The sequence below is a fragment of the Streptomyces sp. CC224B genome, assembly GCF_030010595.1.
Lineage (GTDB): Bacteria > Actinomycetota > Actinomycetes > Streptomycetales > Streptomycetaceae > Streptomyces > Streptomyces longispororuber.
In genome coordinates this window covers 1-23531 of record NZ_JASCXL010000020.1, presented here as the reverse complement: position 1 = coordinate 23531, position 23531 = coordinate 1, and the positions used below count along the sequence as shown (strand labels likewise).

The 23531-nt window shown below is 69.3% G+C and carries 15 protein-coding genes and 1 pseudogene; 10 read left to right on the top strand and 6 right to left on the bottom strand.

The genetic code is table 11. The features are described 5' to 3' along the window. Positions 1-112: 112 nt before the first annotated feature. From QK440_RS10540 to QK440_RS10515, 6 genes and pseudogenes are all read left to right on the top strand, one after another. Positions 113-2356 (top strand): HAMP domain-containing protein, encoded by a 2244-nt coding sequence (locus QK440_RS10540; RefSeq protein WP_282792762.1) that lies wholly within the window; start codon positions 113-115, stop codon positions 2354-2356. Between the two features lie 6 nt (positions 2357-2362). Further along, complete coding sequence (gene pgsB / locus QK440_RS10535) at positions 2363-4303, top strand: poly-gamma-glutamate synthase PgsB (protein ID WP_282792761.1); 1941 nt, start codon at positions 2363-2365, stop codon at positions 4301-4303. Then, positions 4300-4782, top strand: a complete 483-nt coding sequence (locus QK440_RS10530; RefSeq protein WP_190139669.1) for a poly-gamma-glutamate biosynthesis protein PgsC/CapC — start codon at positions 4300-4302, stop codon at positions 4780-4782. Before pgsB ends, QK440_RS10530 begins: the two co-directional genes overlap by 4 nt. Before the next feature lie 25 nt (positions 4783-4807). Continuing rightward, positions 4808-5887, top strand: coding sequence for an NlpC/P60 family protein (locus QK440_RS10525; protein WP_282792760.1), 1080 nt, complete (start codon positions 4808-4810; stop codon positions 5885-5887). Positions 5888-6364: 477 nt separating this feature from the next. Further along, positions 6365-7173, top strand: a pseudogene (locus QK440_RS10520) (IS5 family transposase); the annotation flags it as partial. A gap of 41 nt (positions 7174-7214) precedes the next feature. Beyond that, complete coding sequence (locus QK440_RS10515) at positions 7215-7985, top strand: transposase family protein (RefSeq protein WP_282792759.1); 771 nt, start codon at positions 7215-7217, stop codon at positions 7983-7985. A gap of 492 nt (positions 7986-8477) precedes the next feature. Here QK440_RS10515 and QK440_RS10510 read toward each other — a convergent pair whose 3' ends face one another. Next, a complete protein-coding gene (locus QK440_RS10510) occupies positions 8478-8777 on the bottom strand; it encodes a helix-turn-helix transcriptional regulator (protein ID WP_282792758.1) in 300 nt (99 codons plus the stop codon). A gap of 29 nt (positions 8778-8806) precedes the next feature. Here QK440_RS10510 and QK440_RS10505 point away from each other — a divergent pair, with 29 nt between their 5' ends. The 3 genes from QK440_RS10505 (at position 8807) to QK440_RS10495 (ending at position 13440) form a co-directional block, all read left to right on the top strand. After that, positions 8807-9937 carry a DNA methyltransferase gene (locus tag QK440_RS10505; protein ID WP_282792757.1) on the top strand — a complete coding sequence of 377 codons (1131 nt, stop codon included), beginning with the start codon at positions 8807-8809 and terminating at the stop codon, positions 9935-9937. A 118-nt stretch (positions 9938-10055) separates the two neighbouring features. Then, positions 10056-11180, top strand: a complete 1125-nt coding sequence (locus tag QK440_RS10500) for a hypothetical protein (RefSeq protein WP_282792756.1) — start codon at positions 10056-10058, stop codon at positions 11178-11180. A 49-nt stretch (positions 11181-11229) separates the two neighbouring features. Beyond that, complete coding sequence (locus QK440_RS10495; RefSeq protein ID WP_282792755.1) at positions 11230-13440, top strand: DUF87 domain-containing protein; 2211 nt, start codon at positions 11230-11232, stop codon at positions 13438-13440. A gap of 2021 nt (positions 13441-15461) precedes the next feature. Here the strand turns inward: QK440_RS10495 and QK440_RS10490 are convergent. Further along, positions 15462-15836 carry an NTP pyrophosphohydrolase gene (locus QK440_RS10490; protein ID WP_282792754.1) on the bottom strand — a complete coding sequence of 125 codons (375 nt, stop codon included), beginning with the start codon at positions 15834-15836 and terminating at the stop codon, positions 15462-15464. Positions 15837-15956: 120 nt separating this feature from the next. Between QK440_RS10490 and QK440_RS10485 the strand changes: the two genes are divergently transcribed. Then, positions 15957-16991, top strand: a complete 1035-nt coding sequence (locus tag QK440_RS10485) for a hypothetical protein (protein WP_282792805.1) — start codon at positions 15957-15959, stop codon at positions 16989-16991. A gap of 144 nt (positions 16992-17135) precedes the next feature. Here QK440_RS10485 and QK440_RS10480 read toward each other — a convergent pair whose 3' ends face one another. The 4 genes from QK440_RS10480 to QK440_RS10465 form a co-directional block, all read right to left on the bottom strand. After that, positions 17136-19265 carry a 3-hydroxyacyl-CoA dehydrogenase NAD-binding domain-containing protein gene (locus QK440_RS10480; RefSeq protein ID WP_282792753.1) on the bottom strand — a complete coding sequence of 710 codons (2130 nt, stop codon included), beginning with the start codon at positions 19263-19265 and terminating at the stop codon, positions 17136-17138. Beyond that, on the bottom strand, positions 19262-20488 hold the full coding sequence (locus QK440_RS10475; RefSeq protein ID WP_282792752.1) for an acetyl-CoA C-acyltransferase: 1227 nt from the start codon (positions 20486-20488) through the stop codon (positions 19262-19264). Before QK440_RS10475 ends, QK440_RS10480 begins: the two co-directional genes overlap by 4 nt. Positions 20489-21164: 676 nt before the next feature. Continuing rightward, positions 21165-22448: a ribonuclease D gene (locus tag QK440_RS10470; RefSeq protein WP_282792751.1), complete on the bottom strand. Its 1284-nt coding sequence runs from the start codon at positions 22446-22448 to the stop codon at positions 21165-21167. A 78-nt stretch (positions 22449-22526) separates the two neighbouring features. Beyond that, on the bottom strand, positions 22527-23189 hold the full coding sequence (locus QK440_RS10465) for a response regulator transcription factor (protein WP_190139663.1): 663 nt from the start codon (positions 23187-23189) through the stop codon (positions 22527-22529). Between the last annotated feature and the right edge of the window lie 342 nt (positions 23190-23531).

Below are 23531 nucleotides of genomic sequence, written 5' to 3'. Positions count from 1 at the left end.
GCGGGGCGATATCCGTACGCCGTGTCACCACACCGTGTCACTCCAGGAGAGGAGCACCCCCTTGGCCGCTTCGTCCACGAAGCGGCGGCACAAGGTCCGCCGAAGGACCGACATGTCACTCATCGGAGGCATCCGGCCCCCGATCGCCGTGCTGTCGGTCCTGCTCCTCGCCCTGGCGGGCGTCACCGCCCTCACGCTCGGTCGTGTCGGCCAGGACGCCGTACCGAAAGCCGTCAAGCAGTCCCAGCAACACTTCGCCGAGGACGGCGCCATCGCCCTGCGCGCCTCCATCGACGAATCCGTCACCGACCTGACGCGCACCGCCGGCCTGTTCAACGGCGGTGACCCGGTGGCGCCCGACGCCGTGCTCGACAAGATCAGCAGCGTGTACCAGAAGTGGATGGGCACCGCCGTCGTCGAGATCCGCTCCGGCAAGCTGCTCGCCGCGCGCGGCGAGAACGTGCCGCTGGCCGCCATCGACCGCTCCAAGCTCAAGGACGAGGACGGCCTCCAGCCGCGCATGGTCCGCCTGGAGAACGGCGAGACCCGGCTGCTCGCCTTCGCCGTGCTCGCCTGGAAGGGGCAGCCGCAGCAACTGCTCGTCGCCTCCAGCAGCCTGCGCTTCCCCGGCATCAGCCTCGGCGAGTTCCGCTCCATCGCCGTCGTCGGCCACGACGGCCACATCCTGAGCACCGACGGCATCCCCGAGCCCGAGCAGGTCAGCGGGCCCACCGAGCGCAGCGAGGTCGCCCAGGCCAACAAGCAGATCAAGGCCTTCGCCCAGATCGCCGCCAAGAAGTCCCGCCAGCACCCCCTGCGCGCCAAGGAGCCCGGCTCCGGCGGCTACAAGGGCGTCAGCGGCCACCTCATCGGCGAGCGCTTCCTCGGCGAGCGGGCCATCGGCGGCTACGCCTCGCTCGCGCCGCCCGAGGCCGGCGAGGCCACCGTGGCCACCGGGCTCGGCCTCAGCGTCGTCGCGATGGTGCCCGTCACCGAGGACGAGGAGCGCGTCGAGGGCTCCGCCTTCGGCCTGATCGCCGCCGGGGCGCTGCTCCTCATCGGCGGCGTGACCATCTTCCTGCTGCTGCGCACCGTGCAGCGCCCGCTGATCCGGCTGTTCCTGGAGAGCCGCCGGCTCACCCGCGGCGACCTCGGCCGCCCGGTGACCGTGCCCAAGTACGGCGAGGCGGCCCGCATCGGCCGGACCCTGGAGCGGCTGCGCCGCCAGCTCCTCGGCGAGCCCGCCGAGGCCGCCCGGCCCCCCAAGGCCGGCAAGGGCGGCCGCCGGACGTTCGGCGCCCGCACCCTCGTCGCGGTCTCCGGCGTGCTCCTGCTCCTGTGGTCGGCGCCGCTGCTGCTGCTCCTCAACCGCCCCGGGGGCGACGTCCAGGTGCCGCAGCAGCTCGTCAACGACCAGCGCGAGCGCACCGACACCATCTCCGACCGGGTCCGCCGCGCCCTCAACGAGGGCCACGCCGACCTCACCTCCGTCGCCTCCCTCATCGGCACCGGCACCGAGCCGGCGCAGATGGGCAAGGTCCTGGAGAGCACCCTGCACCAGCACAGCCGGTACCGGTCGCTCTACGTCCTGGACAAGTCCGGCAAGGTGCTGTCCAAGGCGGGCTCGGACCCGCGCGCCGCCGGGGAGAAGCCCTCCATCCGGGAGCCGATCCGCGTGGAGGACGACGGCGGCGAGGAACCGGTGATCATCGGCACCGCCGAGGTGCAGGGCCGCGACGGCGCCGCCGTCGTCGGCGAGTTCCGCATCGACTTCCTCAACTCGCTGCTCAAGCGCCCCGGCCTCGGCGCGGTCCGCGTCGTCGACAAGGACCGCAAGATCATCGGCGGCAACACCGGCTACCGCGAGTTCCAGGGCCTGCCCAACGGCCGCCTCGACGGGCTCGTCGAGAGCGCCCGCCAGAAGGTCGGCGCCAACCCGCGGCCCAGCGGCGTGCTGTACCGCGACGACGACGACATCGAGATCGCCGCCGCCTCGCCGTTCGCCGGCAGCGGCGCCGCCGCGCCGGTCGGCTGGACCGTGGTGACCTGGCAGTCGGCCTCCGGGCTCGCCATCCCCGAGTACACCCTGCAGAACCGCACGGTCCTCGCGGGCATGCTCGGGGCCACCGCCGCCGCCGCGTGCCTGGGCTGGCTGCACATCATCGTCGTCCGCCCGCTGCGGCTCCTCGCCGACCAGGCCGAGAAGCTCGCCGACGGCGACCGCCGCACCGTCCTCTACCCGGTCCACCACGACGAGGTCGGCGCCGTCACGCGCAGCCTGGAGCTCATCAGGCAGCAACTGGGCTCGCAGCGCAAGCGGGACGGCGCCCCGGCCGGTCTCGCCGGAAGGAACTGAACCGCCGTGTACTTCCTCTACACCGTCCTCGTGGTGTGCTGCGCCGTGCTGCTGGTCGCCGGCGTGATCGAGCAGCGGCGGCACTTCACGAACCTGGAGCACATACCGTCGCGGGTGCTGGTCAACGGCATCCGCGGCAAGAGCTCCATCACCCGCCTGTGCGCGGGCGCGCTGCGCGGCGGCGACCTGGTCACCGTCGCCAAGACCACCGGCACGGCCGCCCGGTTCATCCACCCGGACGCCACCGAGGAGCCGGTCTACCGCAAGTTCGGCATCGCCAACGTCGTGGAGCAGATCGGCATCGTGCGCCGCGCGGCGGCGTACAACCCGGACGCGCTGGTCATCGAGTGCATGGCGGTCATGCCCGCGCTCCAGGAGATCAACCAGTCCAAGCTGATCCGCTCCACCATCGGCGTGCTCTGCAACGTCCGTGAGGACCACCTCGCCGAGATGGGCCCCACCCTCGACGACGTCGCCCGCTCCCTGTCCCGCTCCATGCCGGAGAACGGCATCTGCGTCACCGCCGAGAAGGACCGCTTCGACATCCTCAAGCAGGAGGCGGACGCCCGGAACTGCGAGCTGGTCTACGCCGACCCGGAGACCGTCACCGACGAGGAGCTGCGCGGCTTCAGCTGGTTCACGTTCAAGGAGAACGTGGCCATCGCCCTGAAGGTCGCCGAACTCCTCGGCGTCGGCCGCGAGGTCGCCCTCCAGGGCATGTACGACGCCCCGCCGGACCCCGGTGTCCTCTCCGTCGAGCGGTACGTCACCGAGGACGGCAAGAAGCTCCGCTTCGCCAACGTCTTCGCGGCCAACGACCCCGAGTCGACGCTGATGAACATCAACCAGCTCCTCGACCTCGGCGCCATCCACCGGCCGCTGAACGTCGTCATCAACTGCCGCCCCGACCGCGTCGAGCGCAACGGCCAGATGGGCGAGATCATCCCCGACCTCCAGCCGGACAAGGTCTTCGTCATCGGCCACCCCGCCAAGAGCGCCATCGACGCCATCCCCGCCGAGTGGCGCTCCCGCGCCGTCGACCTCGGCGGCGACCGGCGCGACCCCGAGGAGTTCATGGGCCAGCTGCTCGGCCAGCTCGGCGAGAACTCCTCGCTCGTCGCCATCGGCAACATCCACGGCCAGGGCGAGCTGCTCCTGGAGCACCTCGCCGAACTCCCCGCCGACGAGAGCGAGGAGCCCGCGCCCGCCCCGGCGGCCGCCGCGGCCGGCGAGAGCGCGCCCGAGCAGACCCAGTCCACCCCGCTGTACGAGCCGCACCTCGACCCGTACCAGCACTACTCGGAGGCGTACGAGAACCGCTACGCGCCCGCGCCCCAGCTCACCCCGGTCCCGGCGCAGCGCGCCCACGACCAGGCGTACGGCGCGTACCCGTCGTACGAGACGCAGGGGAGCCACGACCCGTACGCCGCGCAGGGCTACGCCGACCAGCAGGGCGGTTATGGCCAGCACCACCAGCACGGCCAGGACCCGTACGCGGCGTCGCAGGGCTCCCACGCGTCGTACGACCAGCACGGCTCGTACGAGCAGCAGGGGGCCTACGGCCGGCAGGGCTCGTACGGCCGGCAGAACGCGCACCAGCAGGGTGCGTACGACCCGCAGGGCTCGCACCAGCAGGGTGCGTACGACCCGCAGGGCTCGCACCAGCAGGGCCCGCACCAGCAGAACGCGTACGACCAGCACGGCGGCGCGTACGACGGCCGTCAGGGCGCGTACGACCAGCACGGCGCTTACGACCAGCACGGCGCCTACGAGCACCAGGGCGCGCCCGGCCACGAGGCGTACCCGCCCCAGGAGAACCGCGCGTCGCACGCCCCGCCGGAGTCCCAGCAGCACAACCCCCGCGGCCTGTTCGAGCCGCGTGTCCCGCCCGCCCAGCCCGCCGCCGACGACAACCAGCAGTGGCACAGCCCAGGAGAGCCCCGTTGATCCCCTCCGTCCTCACCCCCGAGATCGCCGCGGTCGGCATCGCGCTCGGGCTGCTCTTCTCCCTGGTCTGCTACCTGACGACCAACCTCTCGCCCGGCGGCATGATCACCCCGGGCTGGCTCGCGCTGACCCTCGTCGAGGACCTCCAGCGCGCCGCCATGGTCGTCGGCGTCACCGTCCTGACCTACGTCTGCACGCTCCTCATGCAGCGCTTCGTGATCCTCTACGGCAAGCGCCTGTTCGCCGCGGTGGTGCTCACCGGCGTGGTGCTCCAGGCCACCGTGATGATCGTGCTCTCCATCGAGTTCCCGCTGATGTACAGCAACCAGACCCTCGGCTTCATCGTGCCCGGCCTGATCGCGTACCAGCTCGTGCGCCAGCCCAAGGGCCCCACCCTGCTCGCCACGGGCTCGGTGACCCTCATGGCCTACGTCGTCCTCACCGCCGGGATCCTTCTCGGCTTCATGCCGTCCGCCTGACCGGCCCGACCCACCGGAGCCACACATGCCGCCCAAGAAGAAGCGCCCCGCCATCCACGCCGCCACCGTGCTCGCCCTGCTGGCCGGCAGCGCCTACCTGACCGTCGAGCTACGCAAGGACGAACAGGACAAGTCGCCCGAGGTGCAGGCCGTCACCGACAGCCCCGGCCGTCTGGAGAACGGCGCCTCGCCGCAGGGCGGCAAGCAGACCTGGGAGCGGCTGCGCAACCCCGACCGCTCCGTGCTGCGCACCGAGGGCGGCAAGGTCCTCGCCACCTTCACCGACGGCGCCCGCACCGCGACGCTCTCCGGCCCCAGCCGCACCTTCGCCGAGCCCGCCAACACCAAGTCCCGCGTCGTCACCGACGACTGGGTCCGGCTGATGCCGGAGACCTGGCGCCAGGGCGCGGAGAAGGAGAAGTGGTTCAAGGACTGGTACAAGCAGTACGCGGGCAGCGAGGAGGACGACATCTTCGCCATCGCCTTCCAGTACGTGGAGGGCGCGCCCATCAAGAAGGACGACGAGGGCATCGCCTACCGCGGGGACGCCAGCTTCGGCCCGCTGAACCCCAACGGCAGCGAGGGCAACGACCTGCGCGAGGAGCAGTCCGACTTCTACGACTACCTCGGCATCCCCTACACCTTCCGCGACGGCACCACGATCCAGCCCGAGGCCAAGCGCGCCCGAGCCATCGACTGCTCCGGCTTCATCCGCACGGTCTTCGGCTACCGCGCCCGGTACCCGCTGATGGCGACCGACAGCTCCGGTGACGGGCTGCCGCGCACGGCCAACGGCATGGCGCGCGGGAAGGCCGGCACGGAGGTCATCAAGCTCGACGGGGTCGGCCTCGGCCCGGCCGACCGGCCCAAGACCATCGACGTGGTGCAGCCCGGGGACCTGGTCTTCTTCAAGCTGGACGCCCGTACGAAGGAGCGCCTGGACCACGTGGGGATCTTCCTCGGCCACGACGCCGAGGGGCACAAGATCTTCATCTCCAGCCGGGAGGAGGAGGACGGGCCGACCATCGGGGACAAGGGGGGGACGTCGCGGTTGGACGGGAACGGGTATTACGCGGTGGGGTTGCGCAGCGCAAAGCGCCTGTAACCAACCCGCAGGCGGGCCCCGCCCCCGGGGCCCCCGCCTACCTGCCGGGGGCCCTGCCCGCCCGCTCGTAACGCCCTGCTTCGTCAAGAGCTTGGGGCGGGTGGGTGCAGTAACTTCACTGCCCTGCACCTTGCGCCGGGCGAGTTCGATCCCGGGCGGGGGCGGGCGGTGGGACTGTGCATGCGATGGGCGCCGGGATCGGCGTCCCCGCTCACAGTGTGGTCCTTCGCTGTCGGCAATCTTCCCGCAGGGCGAGTGGGGTCTCTTCTGCTCGGCGGAGTCGAGAGCTTGAGACACCGCCTAAACCCGCCTGTCTTGCACTGTCCGTGACCGGGATACCGCCGCTTTCTGTGTGCTCTTATGGTTGTTCCTGCCGCTCAGGACAGGCACTCTCAGTCCGAGTGGGTTCCGCCGACGTTCTCTCTGATAAGGCCTAGGGCGTGTCCGCAAAGTCGGTGAGTGCGTTGTCTGGTTGTGGTGCGTCGTCATGAGGTGACTGATCAGGCATGGGCGGTGATCGAGCCGTTGCTGCCCCGGCCGCGGATGGGACGTCCGGTCCGGGACCGGCGGCAGGTGGTCAACGGGACCTTGTTGAAACTGTCCACGGGAGCGGCCTGGCGGGATCTCCCGGAACGGTACGGGCCGTGGAAGACGGTCTACGAACGGTTCCGGCGCTGGTCGCGGGATGGCACCTGGGACCGGCTCCTGGCACACGTCCAGCAGCATTCGGACGCTGTCGGCGAGGTCGACTGGTCCCTTGTGTGTGTCGACTCCACCGTCGTGCGGGCCCACCAGCATGCCGCGGGTGCCCGACAAGGGGGCCATGGACAGGTGAGGCACTCGGCCGGTCCCGCGGCGGGCTGAGCACAAAGATCCACCTGGCCTGCGACGGGCAGGGCCGGCCGCTGGCCTTCACCGTCACCGGCGGGAACGTCAATGACTGCACCTAGCTCGAGCCGGTCATGGCCGCTGTCAGGGTGGCCCGGTGCGGCCCGGGCCGGCCACGGACCCGGCCGGTGCGGGTGGTGGCCGACAAGGGCTACTCGTCCCGGAAGATCCGTGCCTACCTGCGACAGCGCGGTATCGCGGCCACGATCCCCGAGCGCATCGACCAGCGTGCCGGACGCCGCCGCAGAGGCGAGCGCCTCTGCGGCTTCGCCCCCGGCATCTACCGGCGCCGCAACGTCGTTGAATGCTGCTTCAACCGACTCAAGCAGAACAAGGCCCTGGCCACCCGCTACGACAAACGCGCACGCCACTACCAGGCCATGGTCACCCTCGCCTGTCTGCCTGTTGCAGAAGGTGGTGAACTGGGCATTCTTCTTGTATGGGCGGGGTGTTACGAGCTGAGGCATTGTGGGTGGAGACGTTCACCGGGCTATGGTTCATTGCCTTTCAGCGGCTGCTGAAGGTGGTCCGCGAGCGAGGTGGCGACGGCACCGGGATGGGGCGTCCGTGGTGTCTGCCGCTGGCGGAGCGAGTGCTGCTGGTAGCGGTGTACTGCCGCACGATCTTGACGATGCGGCAGTTGGTACCGTTGTTCGGTGTCTCGCCCGCGATGGTCTGCCGGGTGATCCAGAAGCTGGGACCGCTGCTGGCGCTGGAACAGACCAAGCCTGCGGCACACGTTGTCGACCGGCTCTGGATCGTGGACGGCACCTTGATCCCGGTCCGGGACCGCCGTGTTGCCGCCTCCAGCCGCAACTACCGGTTCTCCGCGAACGTGCAGGTCATCATCGATGCCGATACGCGATTGGTGGTGGCCACCGCCCGGCCGGCTCCGGGCAACAAGGCTGACGCCCAGGTGTGGCGGAGCTCGGGGCTTGCCGAGCACTGCGAAGGTGTCACAGTGCTCGGTGACGGTGCGTACGTCAACACCGGCCTGGTGGTCCCGCACCGCAAACGTCAGCGGCGAGCGCTGCTGCCCGGCGAGGAGGCGGACAACGCCGAGCACCGACGGGTGCGGGCCCGGGTGGAGCACACCTTCGCCGCGCTGAAGAACTACAAGATCCTGCGCGATTGCCGACAACGCGGTAACGGTCTTCACCACGCCGTCCGCGCCGTCGCCCACATGCACAACCTCGCCCTGGCCACATGATCAGAGCAAGTCGAAAAAGTGTCCTGACCTGCCTGCACCCATCCTTCTGCAACAGGCTTTAGGTCGTAAGCGCCGCAGCATCACGCTCACACCGGAACACCCATGGTGTCACACGGTCAGGCCAGGGGGGGATAGCTACCGAGGCAGAGTTCGGCGAAGCTAGTAAGTGCAATGTGCTGTGACGCTAGGGCCCATTGAGTACTAATGAATTCCCCAACAGCCAAGCAGCCATCCCACAACGGACGGCTCACGAAAGAGTAGACCGTCCCCGGTGCAACGCACTAGACCGGAAGGCCAGGCTGCGAGGCGGTCGGATGCCCCGGCCGGTCTGTCGCCCAAAGCGACCCGAATTGACACGCGCCATCTCGTCACCGCAGATGGCCCTCACTGGAACCCTGAAGCGCGACGGAATGTGTCCTTCGTGCTTCCGTAACGTTCACGCCATGGCTGAACGTTGAGCCACCTTGTAGTTCTTGTCGGCGCGGGGGTGGATCAAGCCGACGCGTTGTTCGTGGGTTCGTTGCGCACGAGATCACTGACAGCGGTGTGGCGCGTGTGCTCGTACAACTCATCCAGAGACAGGCCTAGTTCGCTGGCTAGCGCGGCCACGGTAAAAAACTCCGGTGTCGCCGTACGGCCCTTTTCGATGCTGCGCACGGTCTCTACCGAGACACCTGCGCTACGGGCAACAGCCTCGGCCGAACGCCCGGATGCGCGGCGGGCCTGGGTCAGCCGGGAGGCCAGCCGCTGCCCGCGACGCTGCGCGGCGGGATCGAGCCTCCTGCGTGCCATGGTGTAACTATACCTGTATATTGATACTCATGACGGTGACCGCGGTGGCTCCTTCCCCCGACTGGCCTGAAGATGCCCTGCGGTTGAACGCCGTCTGCCCTTACTACACGATGTTTCCGCTGGACTTCCCGCTCCAGCAGCTCGCGGCCACCCCTGATGCCACACGCGTACTGGATCCGTTCTGTGGACGGGGTACCACCTTGTACGCCGCACGCCTGGCCGGACTGCCGTCCGTCGGCATCGATATCAATCCAGTGGCTGCCGCCATCGCCCAGGCGAAACTCGTCCAGATCACTCCTGGCGCCGTTGTCCGTCTTGCGCGGCAGATCTTCGATGGCGGTACGCGAGGCGACGTACCCGAGGGTGAGTTCTGGCAGTGGTGCTACGAGAGCGAAACCCTGCGCGAGCTGGTGACGTTGCGCGAGTACCTCTTGGAGACGACCACGCCGACAGCGGCGATGCTGCGGGCCATCCTTCTGGGCATACTCCACGGGCCGCGCAATAAGAATCTGCCATCATACCTTTCGAACCAGATGCCGCGTACGTATGCGTCCAAGCCTGCCTACGCGGTGACGTTCTGGAAGAAGCGTGCCATGGAGCCGGTGCGCGTCCCAGTGCTTGAGGTCATCGAACGGCGGGCCAGTCGGTTACTGAATGCTGCGCCGCTCGCCCACGGCGGCCGGGTTTACCTGGGTGATTCCGTCGAGACCCTCAGTGGGCTGCGCCAGCGCTTCGACCTGGTCGTCACTTCTCCTCCGTACTACGGCATGCGTACCTACGTGGCCGACCAGTGGTTGCGGTCATGGTTCGTCGGCGGTCCTCCCGAGGTCCCGTACGGCACTCACGGGCAGATTGCTCGCCAGCCGAACCAAGAAGCGTTTACGCAAGCCCTGGCCGAGGTGTGGGCTGCCACGGCCCGCCGCTGCTACCAGGGGGCACGACTCGCTATCCGCTTCGGCGCTCTGCCCTCGGCACGTACCAATCCGGAAGAGATGTTGCTGGTGTCCTTGAAGGAGGCGAAGGCTGGCTGGGTAGTCAAGGAAGTCCGTCCGGCCGGGGTTCCGCCCAAGCGCACCCGGCAAGCCGAGCAGTTCGGCAAGGCTGGCTCCGCCATCGACGAGATCGATGTCGTCGCCGAACTCGTCGGGCTACCGCACTGAACTGGTAATCCGGTTACTTCCCACAACTGCATAACCGGTTGTCAGTGGCCCGTGCCATGCTGTGCCCCAGACGAGTGAACCACTCGTAGGCGACAGCACGAACGTGGTGGGGAGAGGCATGTTCGACGCGGACCAGATCAAGCAGCTCAACCGGCTGATCGGTGAGCAGGTCGAGGCCGGCCGCACCGAGTTGGAGAAGCTAGTCGAACAGGCTTTCACCATCCGCGCAGGCGTGAAGGTGATCAAGCCCCGAGCCGCGACATCGGTGGCGCTGATGGCCTCCGACGGTGGCAACAACAAGGTCGCCTTCAACCCCTTCTATCTCCAGGTCGTCCGAGTCGTGGACTCCAACGGTAAGGAGCTGTGCCTGGAGGTGGTCTCGCCGATCTCCGACATCGACGAGTTGGGGCGACGGCAGTTCGACGAGCACGGCAACCCGCGTACCGCCCTGGGCAAGATGATGCGAGGACTGGGCGTCGAGACGCTCCAGAAGTTGTCTCCAATGATGTCAGGCAGGTCTCCGAGCTGGGTGCTGGTCTTTCGTGACCTGTGCGAGTGGGCCACCCTCTATGACCTGGTTTGCCACCGCGACTACGCGGTCGACACCCTGATCGTCCGGGACGGACTCTTGCGCAGCAAGATCTTCTCCGGCGAGCTGTTCGTGAAGATGGGCGAGCAGATGTACGAGGCCATAGAGCGCATCTGGCGACAAGACCGGCGCAAGGTCTGGCTGGTGGGGCTGGCGAAGAAGACTCAAGTGCTCGAGTACTACCGGCTGGCGATCTCGCTGTCCGGCGTCTTCGACAACGGTGCTGCATGCTTCGCCAAGGTCCCCGCCGAGATGCTCGACGAGGCGTATCTATGGGACGAGTACACCCGCAACGTGGACGATGAGGAACCCGGTGAGAAGCCGAAGTTCAACTTCGGGTCGATGTATTTTGTTCGCTTCGGCCCGCACTCCGGCGACCCCATCTGGACCGTGGACTTGATGTCCCGCCAGGACAAGGAAGCTCAGGCCGTTTTCGGTTACCTCCAGGCCGACGCCGTTGCCGGCTTCCCCGTCCCTCTCTACCCGAACTGCATCCAGCAGGCCGACAGCTTCTCCCGCGTCGCCGATCTGGACCTCGACATCATCGAAGACCAACTCGTCGACGCCGTCCGCGACCAGGTCGGCGAGGACAAGGCCCAGGTGATTGACGCCCTCCGGCTAGCGTCCGACGTCGCCGCCCGCCGCTACGAGTAGCACTTCTCCGCCGCATCCCACCCCTGCATCCTGTGGAGCACGAACCCCGATGAGCCTGTTCGAGCGCGACAAAGTCGTCGGTACCTTCCGCGGCTTCTCCGAAAGCGGCATGGAGTTCCACGCCGACCTGGTACTCCCGCACCACGACAACTTCCAAACCATGGCCATGCACGGCCAGTTCGTCCTCGTACAGCTCGAGCATGAGCGGGAAGCCATCCTCGGGCGGATCACCACCATCTCCTCCCAAGGGCGACTCGTTTCACCCATCGGCGAGGACTATGCCACCCGTGCGGTGCGCGACAACCGGCCCATCCCGGATGAACTGCGCGAGCGATACCTCAAGTACAAGGTCGACATCCGCATCCTCGGCGTACTCCGTCTGGAAGGGGACAAGCACATCTTCGTCCCTAGCCACCGGCGCCTTCCCCACGTCGGCGCCCAGGTCGCGTTGCTGGGCGACGACCTCCTCTCTGAGGTCGTGAACGCCAACGATTCCGAGGACGGTGCGGTCCCAATTGGGTACCTGGCCTTCGGAGAGTTCGTCTACGCCGGCAATGACAACCGCGTAGGCGACACCTCATGGATGCAGATCCAACACCCGACGATTATGCCGAAGTTTCAAATTAATAAGCTCGTGGCCCGGCGCAGCTTCGTCTTCGCCCGCGCCGGCTTCGGTAAGTCAAACCTCGTGAAGCTGCTCTTCTCTTCCCTATACGAAGAGCAGCCCACCGTCGACCGACGCAGCGGCAAGGCTCCCGTCGGCACGATTATCTTCGACCCGGACGGCGAGTACTTCTGGCCCGACTTCAAAGGCCGCCCCGCCTTGTGCGACGTGCCGCACCTGCGCGACAAGCTGGTCGTCTTCACCAACCGCAAGGCGCCCAGCAACTTCTACCAGTCCTTCGTTGTCAACGGCGTCAAGTTGAACATCAAAGAGCTGCAGGCCTCGCGTGTGCTCGGTATCGCGCTACCGCCGGAGAAGCAGGACCAGCAGAATGTCGTTAAACTGAAGTCCCTCGACGGTCCAAGGTGGGGACAGCTCGTAGACCTCATCCACCGTGAGAAGTACGGTGCCGACCGTAGCCAGGTGCAGGAGATCCTGCACCTCGACAGCAGTCAGGAAGCCGAAACCAACGCGGCGATCGGCAACATGACCCGAGTGGTCAACGCCCTGCACGACCCGGACAGTCAGCTCCTGAGTGCCCTGAAGGACTGCCTGGCCCAGGGCAAGCTCTGCGTAGTGGACATCTCTCAGATGCGAGGCTCCCAAGGGCTTCAGCTTGCCGGCGTGATCCTCGGCGACATCTTCGAGCACAACCAGAACCAGTTCACCGAAGCCGACCCGAAGTCCATCCCCACCATCGCCGTGATCGAAGAGGCTCAGTCCGTCCTCGGCGGCTCTAGCCAGAGCGAAGACGGCCCCTTCGTCTCGTGGGTGAAGGAAGGCCGCAAGTACGACCTCGGAGCACTGTTGATTACCCAGCAACCGGGCAGCCTGCCGCAGGAACTGCTCAGCCAGGGCGACAACTTCTTCGTCTTCCACCTGCTCTCGCAGGGCGACCTGATTGCCCTGAAGAAGGCCAACGCCCACTTTTCCGAGGACCTGCTGGCCACCCTGCTCAACGAGCCCCTCGTCGGCAATGGGATCTACTGGTCCAGCGCCCCCGGCAGAGATCGCCAGTCCACCCCATACCCCGTCTCCGTACGCATCCTCAGCTTTGAGGACTCCTACAAGATGGCCGATCCGGACTACGACATCCCGGCCCCCCGGAGCTTCGCCTCGGGTGCTCGCGCTGCCGTCGAAGAGCGCCGCTCCGAAGCACGAGCGGCTTCCGCCAGCCTCACTGCCAACCGTCCCAACGCCACCGGAGGCGCGAACAGTGACGAGATCGCCGGGGACGACAGCGCGATCGCGATCGTGCATCTGCGAGACAAGACGGAACTCCCCAAGATGATCGACACCCCACGAGGCATCAAATGGGGCCGCATCACTCACCTGCTGGCCCAGAAGGCTCCGGCCTATGCCCTGCGCGATGGTTCCGCCAGGGACTGGGGCTACCGCCTGGTCAAGCAGGCGCTTGACGAACTATATCCGGGGCAATGGACCACTGAAACCCGCGATGACGACAAGAACCCCGGAAGGACGGCCAAATACGTCATGCTCAAAAAGCATGCGTCGAAAGAGGAGGCCACCGACGGTACACCTCGATCCGCTGCTCTGTCCGAGGCCGAGCAGACCGAAGAGGAACCTCCCTTCTAGGCTCGTCCCCCTGCCACGGAAGGAGAGTAAAGGCTATAGTCGACCACAACATTCCTCTGGCCCGGACTTCAAGCGGCCTCCTTCAGGTCCTTCCGGTGGGTGAGTGGACGATGCACATCCTGCTGGCTCTGCAAAGGTTCAAGACTCCACGACGGTCCAAAGAAAACGAGAAGGCCATGCCCGGGATCTCCAACCGCGCTCTCCGGCCGCCTCGCCGACCTCGAACAGAGCGGATCGGTTTCCAAAGAGGTTGCAGCAACCTGTTCGGTCATTATCACCTACCAACTGATCGAAAAAGGGAGCAATTCTCTTCGACCTTGCGTGGACTGCGGTCGAAGGACCGTAACCCTTGCGCTTCCCATTAGATACACGACGCCTACTCCACCAGTGGCAGAACCTCTTAGGCTCGCCTCTGACTCAAGGAACAATGTCGTGGGGAAGGTTTATCGGGCCTCTGGCCGTGGCCTTCGATCGCCCAGCGCCACAGCACACTTAGAATCCGTACGAGCGGCCGTTGTTTTCCCGAATCAGGCCACACGTCACAACTATCTCGAGCTTTTCGATGGCGTCAGGCCCGCGAGTGACGTCACACAAGTTCTGCCAATGCCCTGGCCGGGACTCTATGGATAGGAGCGAGCCCGACCGGAGTTCGGCGCCGCCATGGTCACCGAGCGGTAATCGGCGACCCGCCCCTTTTCGTCAACGGGTCCCTTACCGCAACATCGCGACAATTGCGCGCAGGCTCCACACCCCCTCTTTGGCCGAGGACTGCATCCGCCGCATCGCCGATCGTGCACATCTCCGATCGGCTCTCCAATGCGTCAAGTGCGGCTCGGCCTGCACAACCAGTCCCCAGATGGAGTGCGCCACTATGTCGTGCAGCTCGCAGGCGATCCGCCCCCCGCTCCTGCTGCACCTTGCTGCGGCGCCTCCCGCTCGACCTCCGTGCTGGCCGCCCGCTGCGCGTACTCCTGCAACAGTTGCCTCCACCCGAGTACCGCCTCCCCAAGCGACAGCGTCTCGAGCCGGCCAGACGACCTCCAGTAGGGGCGTCCTCCGGGCTGCCGCACATCGACGCCCGCCACCACCGGCATCACGCCCGAGGTGAACGCGGCAATGATCGGGCAATGCACGGTCCGGCGCCGGTCACCGTGAACTGCGAGCACGTACAGCGCCGCCACTGAACCACACCGGTAGCCTCTTCCCTTGGAACCGCCGACGCACCGGTGGCCGCTCACTTCGGCATGCCGGAGCCCAGGCCCGCAAGCCCTTCCAAGCGCTGCGTCCTACGCACCGTCACGCTCATCCCGAGGTTGGCGCCAACCTGTGGCAGCCCCTCCAGTACTGCACCGAGGAATGGCAGCGTGTCTACTTCAACCTCCGGAACGCCCTCGAGGGCATGAACGACTTCGCCAAGGGTCCCTCCGCGAGCGCACCAAGCCTGGAGGAACCCGCCGCATCCGTGGCATCGCCACCCAGACGATCCTCGTCGCCTTCTAACTCACCAACGCCAACCGGGGAAACCTCACCAGCTGGACCGCCGCCGTCGCCCTGCACGGCGCCCGCCCCAAACGCAGCCCCACCCGCCGCCGTGCGACCAAAGCCCTTGACACCTGGACCCTGAGAGCTACCTCACCACAGCCTGAGAGCTATCTCCACAGTAGCCAACAGCTTAACTACACGGTTAATCACCACGACCGTCGTAGGCACCCCGGCCGACGATGGTCCTCGCGCTGCCGACGCGACTATCGTCAGATCTGACGACGTACCTCGGGCTGCCTAGACACAGCAAAACGGGCTCATCTTGTTCACGGTGAGCCCGTTTCGTCGGTACCACTGGGACACCTTCGGCGGTGTCCCAGCTTGGGGACGGGAGGGCACAGCGATTGGTACTGAACAACTTTCCAGACTGGGGCCGTAGCAGCTTCGCTGCTTTGCAGTTGTTGCCGGGCGGGTCCGGGACGGGTGGGCCCCGCCTGCGATGAGGGCCAGGTGTCGGGGAGCCGTGGGGGCGGGGGCGGTTACGGGGTCGGGCGTACCGTGCGGGGGCCCAGGCAGGTGGCTCCGAGGGGGGTGACGCGGGCGCGCAGGCCGCGGTCGGCGGTGACGACCACGCCGGGGGCGGGCGTCTCCGCGACGAGCTCCACGATGCGGTCGTCGCCGCTCCCGCGCGCCGCCTCGACCCGCACCCCGGGCACCGGGGCCACCCCCCGCGCCTGCCCCTCCACCACCAGCACCACGTCCAAGGGCCCCGGCACCCCGGGAAGCCCGCCGGAGGCGACCGGCACCAGCCGGTCCCGCAGCCGCTCCGCCGCCCCCTTCCGGTCCCGCCACCACCCGTCCGGCACGGAACCCACCACATTCGCGGCATCCACCACGAGGGTCACTCTCTCCATGCGGCAAGGGTCGCACGCCCGGGTGGGGCGCCCCGCCCGCCGCCGACTAAAGTGGGGGGCACCGCAACCCACCCCACGCCCCGGAAACGCCGCATGCCTCCAGCCCCCACCTCCTCGGCCGTGAACGGCGACTGGCTCATACGCGGACGCGACGGCAGGCTCTGCGCCTACGCCTTCGGCCCGCGGGGCGACACCGTGGAGTGCCGCACCGAACGCTTCCCCGGCGGCCCCTGGACCGCCCCCCGCGTCGTCGGCGGGGACCAGCGCGTGCACCCGCTGCTCGCCGTCGGCCAGGGCGCCGACACCTACGTCCACCTCGTCTCGTGGCGCCCCACCGTCCCGGGCGAGTCGGGCCTGGTCCACGCCACGCACTTCCAGCCGCACCTCGCCGCCCTCGACTGGAGCCCGCTCGGCCACCCGAACAAGAAGGGCGACCGCACGGGCGTGCCCGCCGTCACCGTCGACGCCGAGGGCCGCGCCCACGTCTTCGTACCCAACAGGGGCGGCGGCGTCAGCATGCGCGGGCAGAAGGAGAAGGGCGGCTGGGGCCCCTGGCGGGACCTCAAGGGCAAGGACGTCAAGGGCCCGCTCGCCGTCACCACCGCCGCGTCGGGGCGCGTCGTGGCGTACGCGGCCACGCCGGACGCGCTCCTGCGCTGGCGCCAGGAGGGCCCGGGCACGGTCCCCGTCCTCGACGAACCGCTCCCGGCCCGCGCCCGCCCCGGCACCCTGCGCGCCCTCGCCACCTCCGCCGAGCACACCACGCTGTTCTTCACGGACGAGGAGGGGGACGTACGCGCCTGGCGGGGCGAGGAGGAGCCGGTACGGGTGCTGCCCGCCGCCGGGCCGGGGCCCGTCGCCGCCGTGCGCTGCGAACTCGACGGTCATGACTGCACGTTGCTCGCGCAGCGCGCCGAGAGCGGCCGCATCGCCTTCGCCGCCTACCCGACCGAACTGGAGTCGGCGGGCGCCTGGTGGACGGAGTCGGGCCCCGCGCTGCCGGTGGACGCGCGGATCGCGCTCGGCGAGGACGCCGCGGGCCGCGTGGTCGCCGCGTCGTTCGTGCCCGGCACCGACGACCTGCGCCTGACCCACCGCAAGGACGAGCCGGGCCTGGCACTGCAGGCGTGGCAGCAGGCCGCCACGAGCGGCTGACCGGCGTATGCCGCGTACGGCAGGTACGTACGGAAGCCGCATACGGTACGTGTCGCGCGTACGGCAAGGGGCCCGGGCCGCCAACAGGCGGGCCGGGCCCCTCAGTTCACCAGTTCACCAGTTCACCAGTTCACCGGATTGCGGTCACGCGGGGACGCTGGCTACGCCCTGCTCCAGGAACCGCTTGCCGTTGACGCGCTCGCTGACGCCCTCGCGGTCCAGGTACGGCGTGATGCCGCCCAGGTGGAAGGGCCAGCCGGCGCCGGTGATCAGGCACAGGTCGATGTCCTGCGCCTCGGCGACGACGCCCTCGTCCAGCATGAGGCCGATCTCCTGGGCGACGGCGTCCAGGACGCGGGCGCGGACCTGCTCCTCGGTGAGGACGGAGTCGCCCTGCTTGAGCAGCGCCGCGACCTCCGGGTCCAGCTCCGGCTTGCCGCTGTCGTAGACGTAGAAGCCGCGCTTGCCCGCCTCGACGACGGCCTTCAGGTTCGGGGAGACCGTGAAGCGGTCCGGGAAGGCCCGGTGGAGGGTCTCCGAGACGTGCAGGCCGATGGCCGGGCCGACGAGTTCGAGCAGGACCAGCGGCGACATCGGCAGGCCGAGCGGCTCGACGGCCTTCTCGGCCACGTCGACCGGCGTGCCCTCGTCGATGACGTTCTGGATCTCGCCCATGAAGCGGGTGAGGATGCGGTTCACGACGAACGCCGGGGCGTCCTTCGTCAGGACCGCGGTCTTCTTCAGCTTCTTGGCGACGGCGAACGCCGTGGCCAGCGAGGCGTCGTCGGTCTGCTCGCCGCGGACGATCTCCAGGAGCGGGAGGATCGCGACCGGGTTGAAGAAGTGGAAGCCGACGACCCGCTCGGGGTGCTTCAGCTTCGACGCCATCTCGGAGACCGACAGCGAGGAGGTGTTGGTGGCGAGGATCGCGTGCGCCGGGGCGACCGCCTCGACCTCCGCGAACACCTGCTGCTTGACGCCGATCTCCTCGAACACGGCCTCGATGACGAAGTCCGCGTCACAGAAGCCCTCGGCCTTGTCCAGGACGCCGGTGACCAGGGCCTTGAGGCGGTTGGCCTTGTCCTGGTTGATCCGGCCCTTGCCGAGCAGCTTGTCGATCTCGGCGTGGACGTAGCCGACGCCCTTGTCGACGCGCTCCTGGTCGATGTCGGTCAGGACGACCGGCACCTCCAGGCGGCGCAGGAAGAGCAGGGCGAGCTGGGAGGCCATCAGGCCGGCGCCGACGACGCCGACCTTCGTGACCGGGCGGGCCAGGTTCTTGTCCGGGGCGCCGGCCGGGCGCTTGGCGCGCTTCTGCACGAGGTTGAACGCGTAGATGCCGGAGCGCAGTTCGCCGCCCATGATGAGGTCGGCCAGGGCCGTGTCCTCGGCGTCGAAGCCCTTCTGGGCGTCGCCGTCCTTCGCGGCCGCGATGATGTCCAGCGCGCGGTAGGCGGCCGGGGCGGCGCCGTGCACCTTGGAGTCCGCGACGGCGCGGCCGCGCGCGACCGCCGCGTCCCAGGCCTCGCCGCGGTCGACGTCGGCGCGCACGACCTCGGTCTCGCCGTTGAGGACGGAGGCGGTCCACACCAGGGACTGCTCCAGGAAGTCCGCGCCCTCGAAGAGCGCGTCGGCGATGCCGAGCTCGTAGACCTGCTGGCCCTTGAGCTGCTTGTTCTGGTTCAGCGAGTTCTCGATGATGACCGAAACCGCGCGGTCGGCGCCGATCAGGTTCGGCAGCAGGGCGCAGCCGCCCCAGCCCGGCACCAGGCCGAGGAAGACCTCGGGCAGCGAGAACGCGGGCAGCGCCTTGGAGACGGTCCGGTACGTGCAGTGCAGGCCGACCTCGACGCCACCGCCCATGGCGGCGCCGTTGTAGTACGCGAACGTCGGCACGGCCAGGCCCGAGAGCCGCTTGAAGACGTCGTGCCCGCCCTTGCCGATGGCCAGCGCGTCCTCGTGCCGCTTGAGCAGCTCGACGCCCTTGAGGTCGGCGCCGACGGCGAAGATGAACGGCTTGCCGGTGATGCCGACGCCGACGATCGACCCCTCCGCGGCCTCCTTCTCGACCTGGTCGATCGCGGCGTTCAGGTTCGCGAGCGACTGCGGGCCGAAGGTGGTCGGCTTGGTGTGGTCGAAGCCGTTGTCGAGCGTGACGAGCGCGAAGCGCCCCGCCCCGGCGGGCAGGTCGAGGTGGCGTACGTGCGCCTGCGTGACGACCTCGTCCGGGAAGAGCTCGGCCGCACCCTTCAGCAGTTCGGTGGTGGTGCTCACTTGTCGCCTCCGGCGTCCTTGTGGTGCGGGTTCTCCCAGATGACCGTGGCGCCCATGCCGAAGCCGACGCACATGGTGGTGACGCCGTAACGCACCTCGGGCTGGTCCTCGAACTGCCGCGCGAGCTGCGTCATCAGGCGGACACCGGAGGAGGCGAGGGGGTGGCCGAAGGCGATGGCGCCGCCGTACTGGTTGACGCGCGCGTCGTCGTCGGCGATGCCGTAGTGCTCAAGGAAGGCGAGCACCTGGACGGCGAAGGCCTCGTTGATCTCGAAGAGGCCGATGTCGCCGATGGAGAGCCCGGCCTTGGCGAGCGCCTTCTCGGTGGCGGGGATCGGGCCGTAGCCCATGACCTCCGGCTCGACGCCCGCGAAGGCGTACGACACGAGCCGCATCTTCACCGGCAGGCCGTTCTCGCGGGCGAAGTCCTCGGAGGCGATGATCGAGGCGGTGGCGCCGTCGTTGAGACCGGCGGCGTTGCCCGCGGTGACGCGGCCGTGCGTACGGAACGGCGTCTTCAGGCTCGCGAGGTTCTCCAGCGTGGTGCCCGGACGCATCGGCTCGTCCTGCGTGGCGAGCCCCCAGCCGGTCTCCCCGCCCTCGGGGCTGGTGCGCCGCACGGAGATCGGCACCAGGTCCTGCTGGATCTTGCCGTCGGCGTACGCCTTGGCGGCCTTCTCCTGCGAGCGCACGGCGTACTCGTCGGCGCGCAGCTTGGTGATGGAGGGGTAGCGGTCGTGCAGGTTCTCCGCGGTCATGCCCATGAACAGGGCGGACTCGTCGACCAGCTTCTCGCTCACGAACCGGGGGTTCGGGTCGACGCCCTCGCCCATCGGGTGGCGGCCCATGTGCTCGACGCCACCGGCGATCACGGCGTCGTACGCGCCGAACGCGATCGACCCGGCGGTCGTCGTCACGGCGGTGAGCGCGCCCGCGCACATCCGGTCGATGGAGTAGCCCGGCACGGACTGGGGGAGGCCCGCGAGGATCCCGGCCGTACGGCCGAGGGTGAGCCCCTGGTCGCCGATCTGCGTGGTGGCGGCGACGGCGACCTCGTCGATCTTGGCGGGGTCCAGGCCCGGGTTGCGGCGCAGCAGCTCCCGGATCGACTTCACGATCAGGTCGTCGGCGCGGGTCTCGTGGTAGATGCCCTTCGGGCCCGCCTTGCCGAACGGGGTGCGGACGCCGTCGACGAAGACGACGTCCCTGACGGTACGAGGCACGATGGCTCTCCTCCAGGGTGCGGTGCGCCTGCGGCGCGCTTCCTCGGCCCATGCTACTTACCGGTAACTAGTAGGCCAAGGGCAGCCCCGAAGAGGTCCGCGTCACATATCCCTCACCCCGGTCGCCCGCCTCCCTGTCCTCCCGGGCCCCTGTCCCCGGCCCGGCCCCGTACCGCGATGGCTCGAGGGCCCGGCCACACCGCGCGGGGTGGGCTTGCCGCGCCGCGCGCAGGGCCGCGTGCAACGGCGGGGCGGCACCTGCGGCTGTGCCCACCCGTCCCGCCCTGCGGGACGACTGCCCACAGCAAGCCCTGTCTGCTGCGCCTCGCGGGGCGCGGCCACGTCGCGCAAGCAGGGGAGGGCCGGCCTCCGGCCCCCGCCCGGTGGGGGCGCGTGGTGGCCGTTGGGCTCGGGCACGGGGGCAGAGGGCTTGGGCGGTGGGCGGGGCGCACGCCCCCGTGCACGGTGCTTCGCTCCGGGCCGCGCTTGCGAGGCTGGGAGATTCGGGTGGGTGGGAAAGTCCCGCCGCGGTAGCGGCGGGCACTGTGGGGCGCCACGTGCGGCGCTCCGCGTCGGGGCCGGGCCTGCGGAGCCGGGGCGATTCGGGTGAGGGGCGGGAAGACCCGCCGCGGGTGCGCCCCAGCCCCGCCAGGTGTGGGAGAGGCCCCGGGGCAGGTCAGGTCAGGGCGGTGGTGAGGGCGGGGGCCACCTGGGCGATCTGCCAGGGGCGGGCGCCGTGCGCGGCCAGCGCGTCCGCGACGGACTCCACGCTCACCTGAGCCGGAGGCTCCCAGCACACCCGCCGCACCGTGTCCGGAGTGATCAGATTCTCCTGCGGCATGTTCAACCGCTCGGCCAGCTCCGAGACGGCGGCCCGCGCCGCCGAGAGCCGCGCCGCCGCGGCCGGGTCCCGGTCCGCCCAGGACCGGGGCGGCGGCGGCCCGGTCAGCGCCTGGCCGGGCTGCGGCAGCTCCGCCTCGGGCAGCGCCTTCGCCCGCTCCACGGCGGCCTGCCACTGGTCGAGCTGGCGGCGCCCCATGCGGTGCCCGAACCCGGGCAGCGCGCTCAGGGCGTGGACGTTGGCGGGCAGCGCGAGCGCGGCCTCGACGATCGCGGCGTCGCTGAGCACCTTGCCGGGCGAGACGTCACGGCGCTGCGCGATCCGGTCCCGGGCGGTCCACAGCTCGCGTACGACCGCCATCTGGCGGCGCCGGCGCACCTTGTGCATGCCGGAGGTGCGCCGCCAGGGGTCCTTGCGGGGCGGCGCGGGCGGGGCGCTCGCGATGGCGTCGAACTCCTGGCGGGCCCAGTCGAGCTTGCCCTGCCGGTCGAGCTCCTTCTCCAGCGCGTCCCGCAGGTCGACGAGGAGCTCCACGTCCAGGGCGGCGTAGCGCAGCCACGGCTCGGGCAGCGGCCGGGTCGACCAGTCGACGGCGGAGTGCCCCTTCTCCAGGACGAAGCCGAGGACGCTCTCGACCATCGCGCCGAGCCCGACGCGCGGGAACCCGGCGAGGCGTCCGGCGAGCTCCGTGTCGAAGACGGTCGACGGAATCATGCCTATCTCCCGCAGGCACGGCAGGTCCTGCGTGGCGGCGTGCAGCACCCACTCGGTGCCGGCGAGAGCCTCGCCGAGGCTTGTCAGGTCGGGGCAGGCGACGGGGTCGACGAGCGCGGTCCCCGCGCCTTCGCGGCGCAGCTGGACGAGGTAGGCGCGCTGGCCGTAGCGGTAGCCGGAGGCGCGCTCGGCGTCCACGGCCACGGGTCCCGTACCGGCGGCAAATGCCGCGACGACCTGCGCGAGCGACGCGGGGTCGGCCACGACGGGCGGGACGCCGTCACGCGGTTCGAGCAGGGGGGTGGGTGTCCCGTCGACGGAGACGCCTGCGACGCCTTCGTCCGGAGGAGCGCCTCCGGTGGTTCGCAGTGAACTGTCTGCTGCGGTCTCTTGGGCGTCGGTCACCTGTCAAGGGTATCTGTGAACGGACGGCGCCCGTCGACGGAACGTTACGTCGACGGGCGGCCAGGGGGTGTAAATCAGTCAGTGGATGATTCCCGTGCGCAGGGCCACCGCTACCATCCCGGCCCGGTCGCCGGTCCCGAGCTTGCGGGCGATGCGGGCGAGGTGGCTCTTGACGGTCAGCGCCGACAGGCCCATCGAGACGCCGATCGCCTTGTTGGACTGGCCCTCGGCGACGAGCCGCAGGACCTCCACCTCGCGGCCCGACAGCTCGCGGTAGCCGCCCGGGTGGCTCGGGGCGCCCGGGGGGCGGCGGTGCATACGGGCGGCGGCCGAGCCGATGGGCGCGGCGCCGGGCCGGGTGGGCAGGCCGAGGTTGGTGCGGGTGCCGGTGACCACGTACCCCTTCACGCCGCCCGCGAGGGCGTTGCGCACGGCGCCGATGTCGTCGGCGGCGGAGAGGGCGAGTCCGTTGGGCCAGCCCGCGGCGCGGGTCTCGGACAGGAGGGTGAGGCCGGAGCCGTCGGGAAGGTGGACGTCCGCGACGCAGATGTCGCGGGGGTTGCCGATGCGGGGACGAGCCTCCGCGATGGACGAGGCCTCGATGACGTCCCGTACCCCGAGGGCCCACAGGTGGCGGGTCACGGTGGAGCGGACACGGGGGTCGGCCACGACGACCATGGCGGTCGGCTTGTTCGGGCGGTAGGCGACCAGGCTTGCGGGCTGCTCGAGGAGAACGGACACCAGGCCTCCTGGGGGTGGCGGGACGGGGCCGGCTCGGGGATGAAGCCGGGGCGAACCGTGCGTTTCAAGGTCACAGACCTCTTCGGCACCTCCTGTCTCGGCCTTTAGGAAATGATCACGATTTGGTGAGTAACAATTCGGGCGATTCGGACACGCGATCGATCATCCGACGATTCACCTGGGCGTATGGCGCACGCGGCGCGTCAAGCGGGCGCACGCGCCCCCACCCCGTGCGACGGACCGGCGCGGCGCCCCGGCTGACGGACCGGCCCGGCCTCCGCCCCGCGCACCGCCCGCGCCGGAGCCGGGCCCGGACCCCGCGCCGGGTCCCCGCCGACCGCG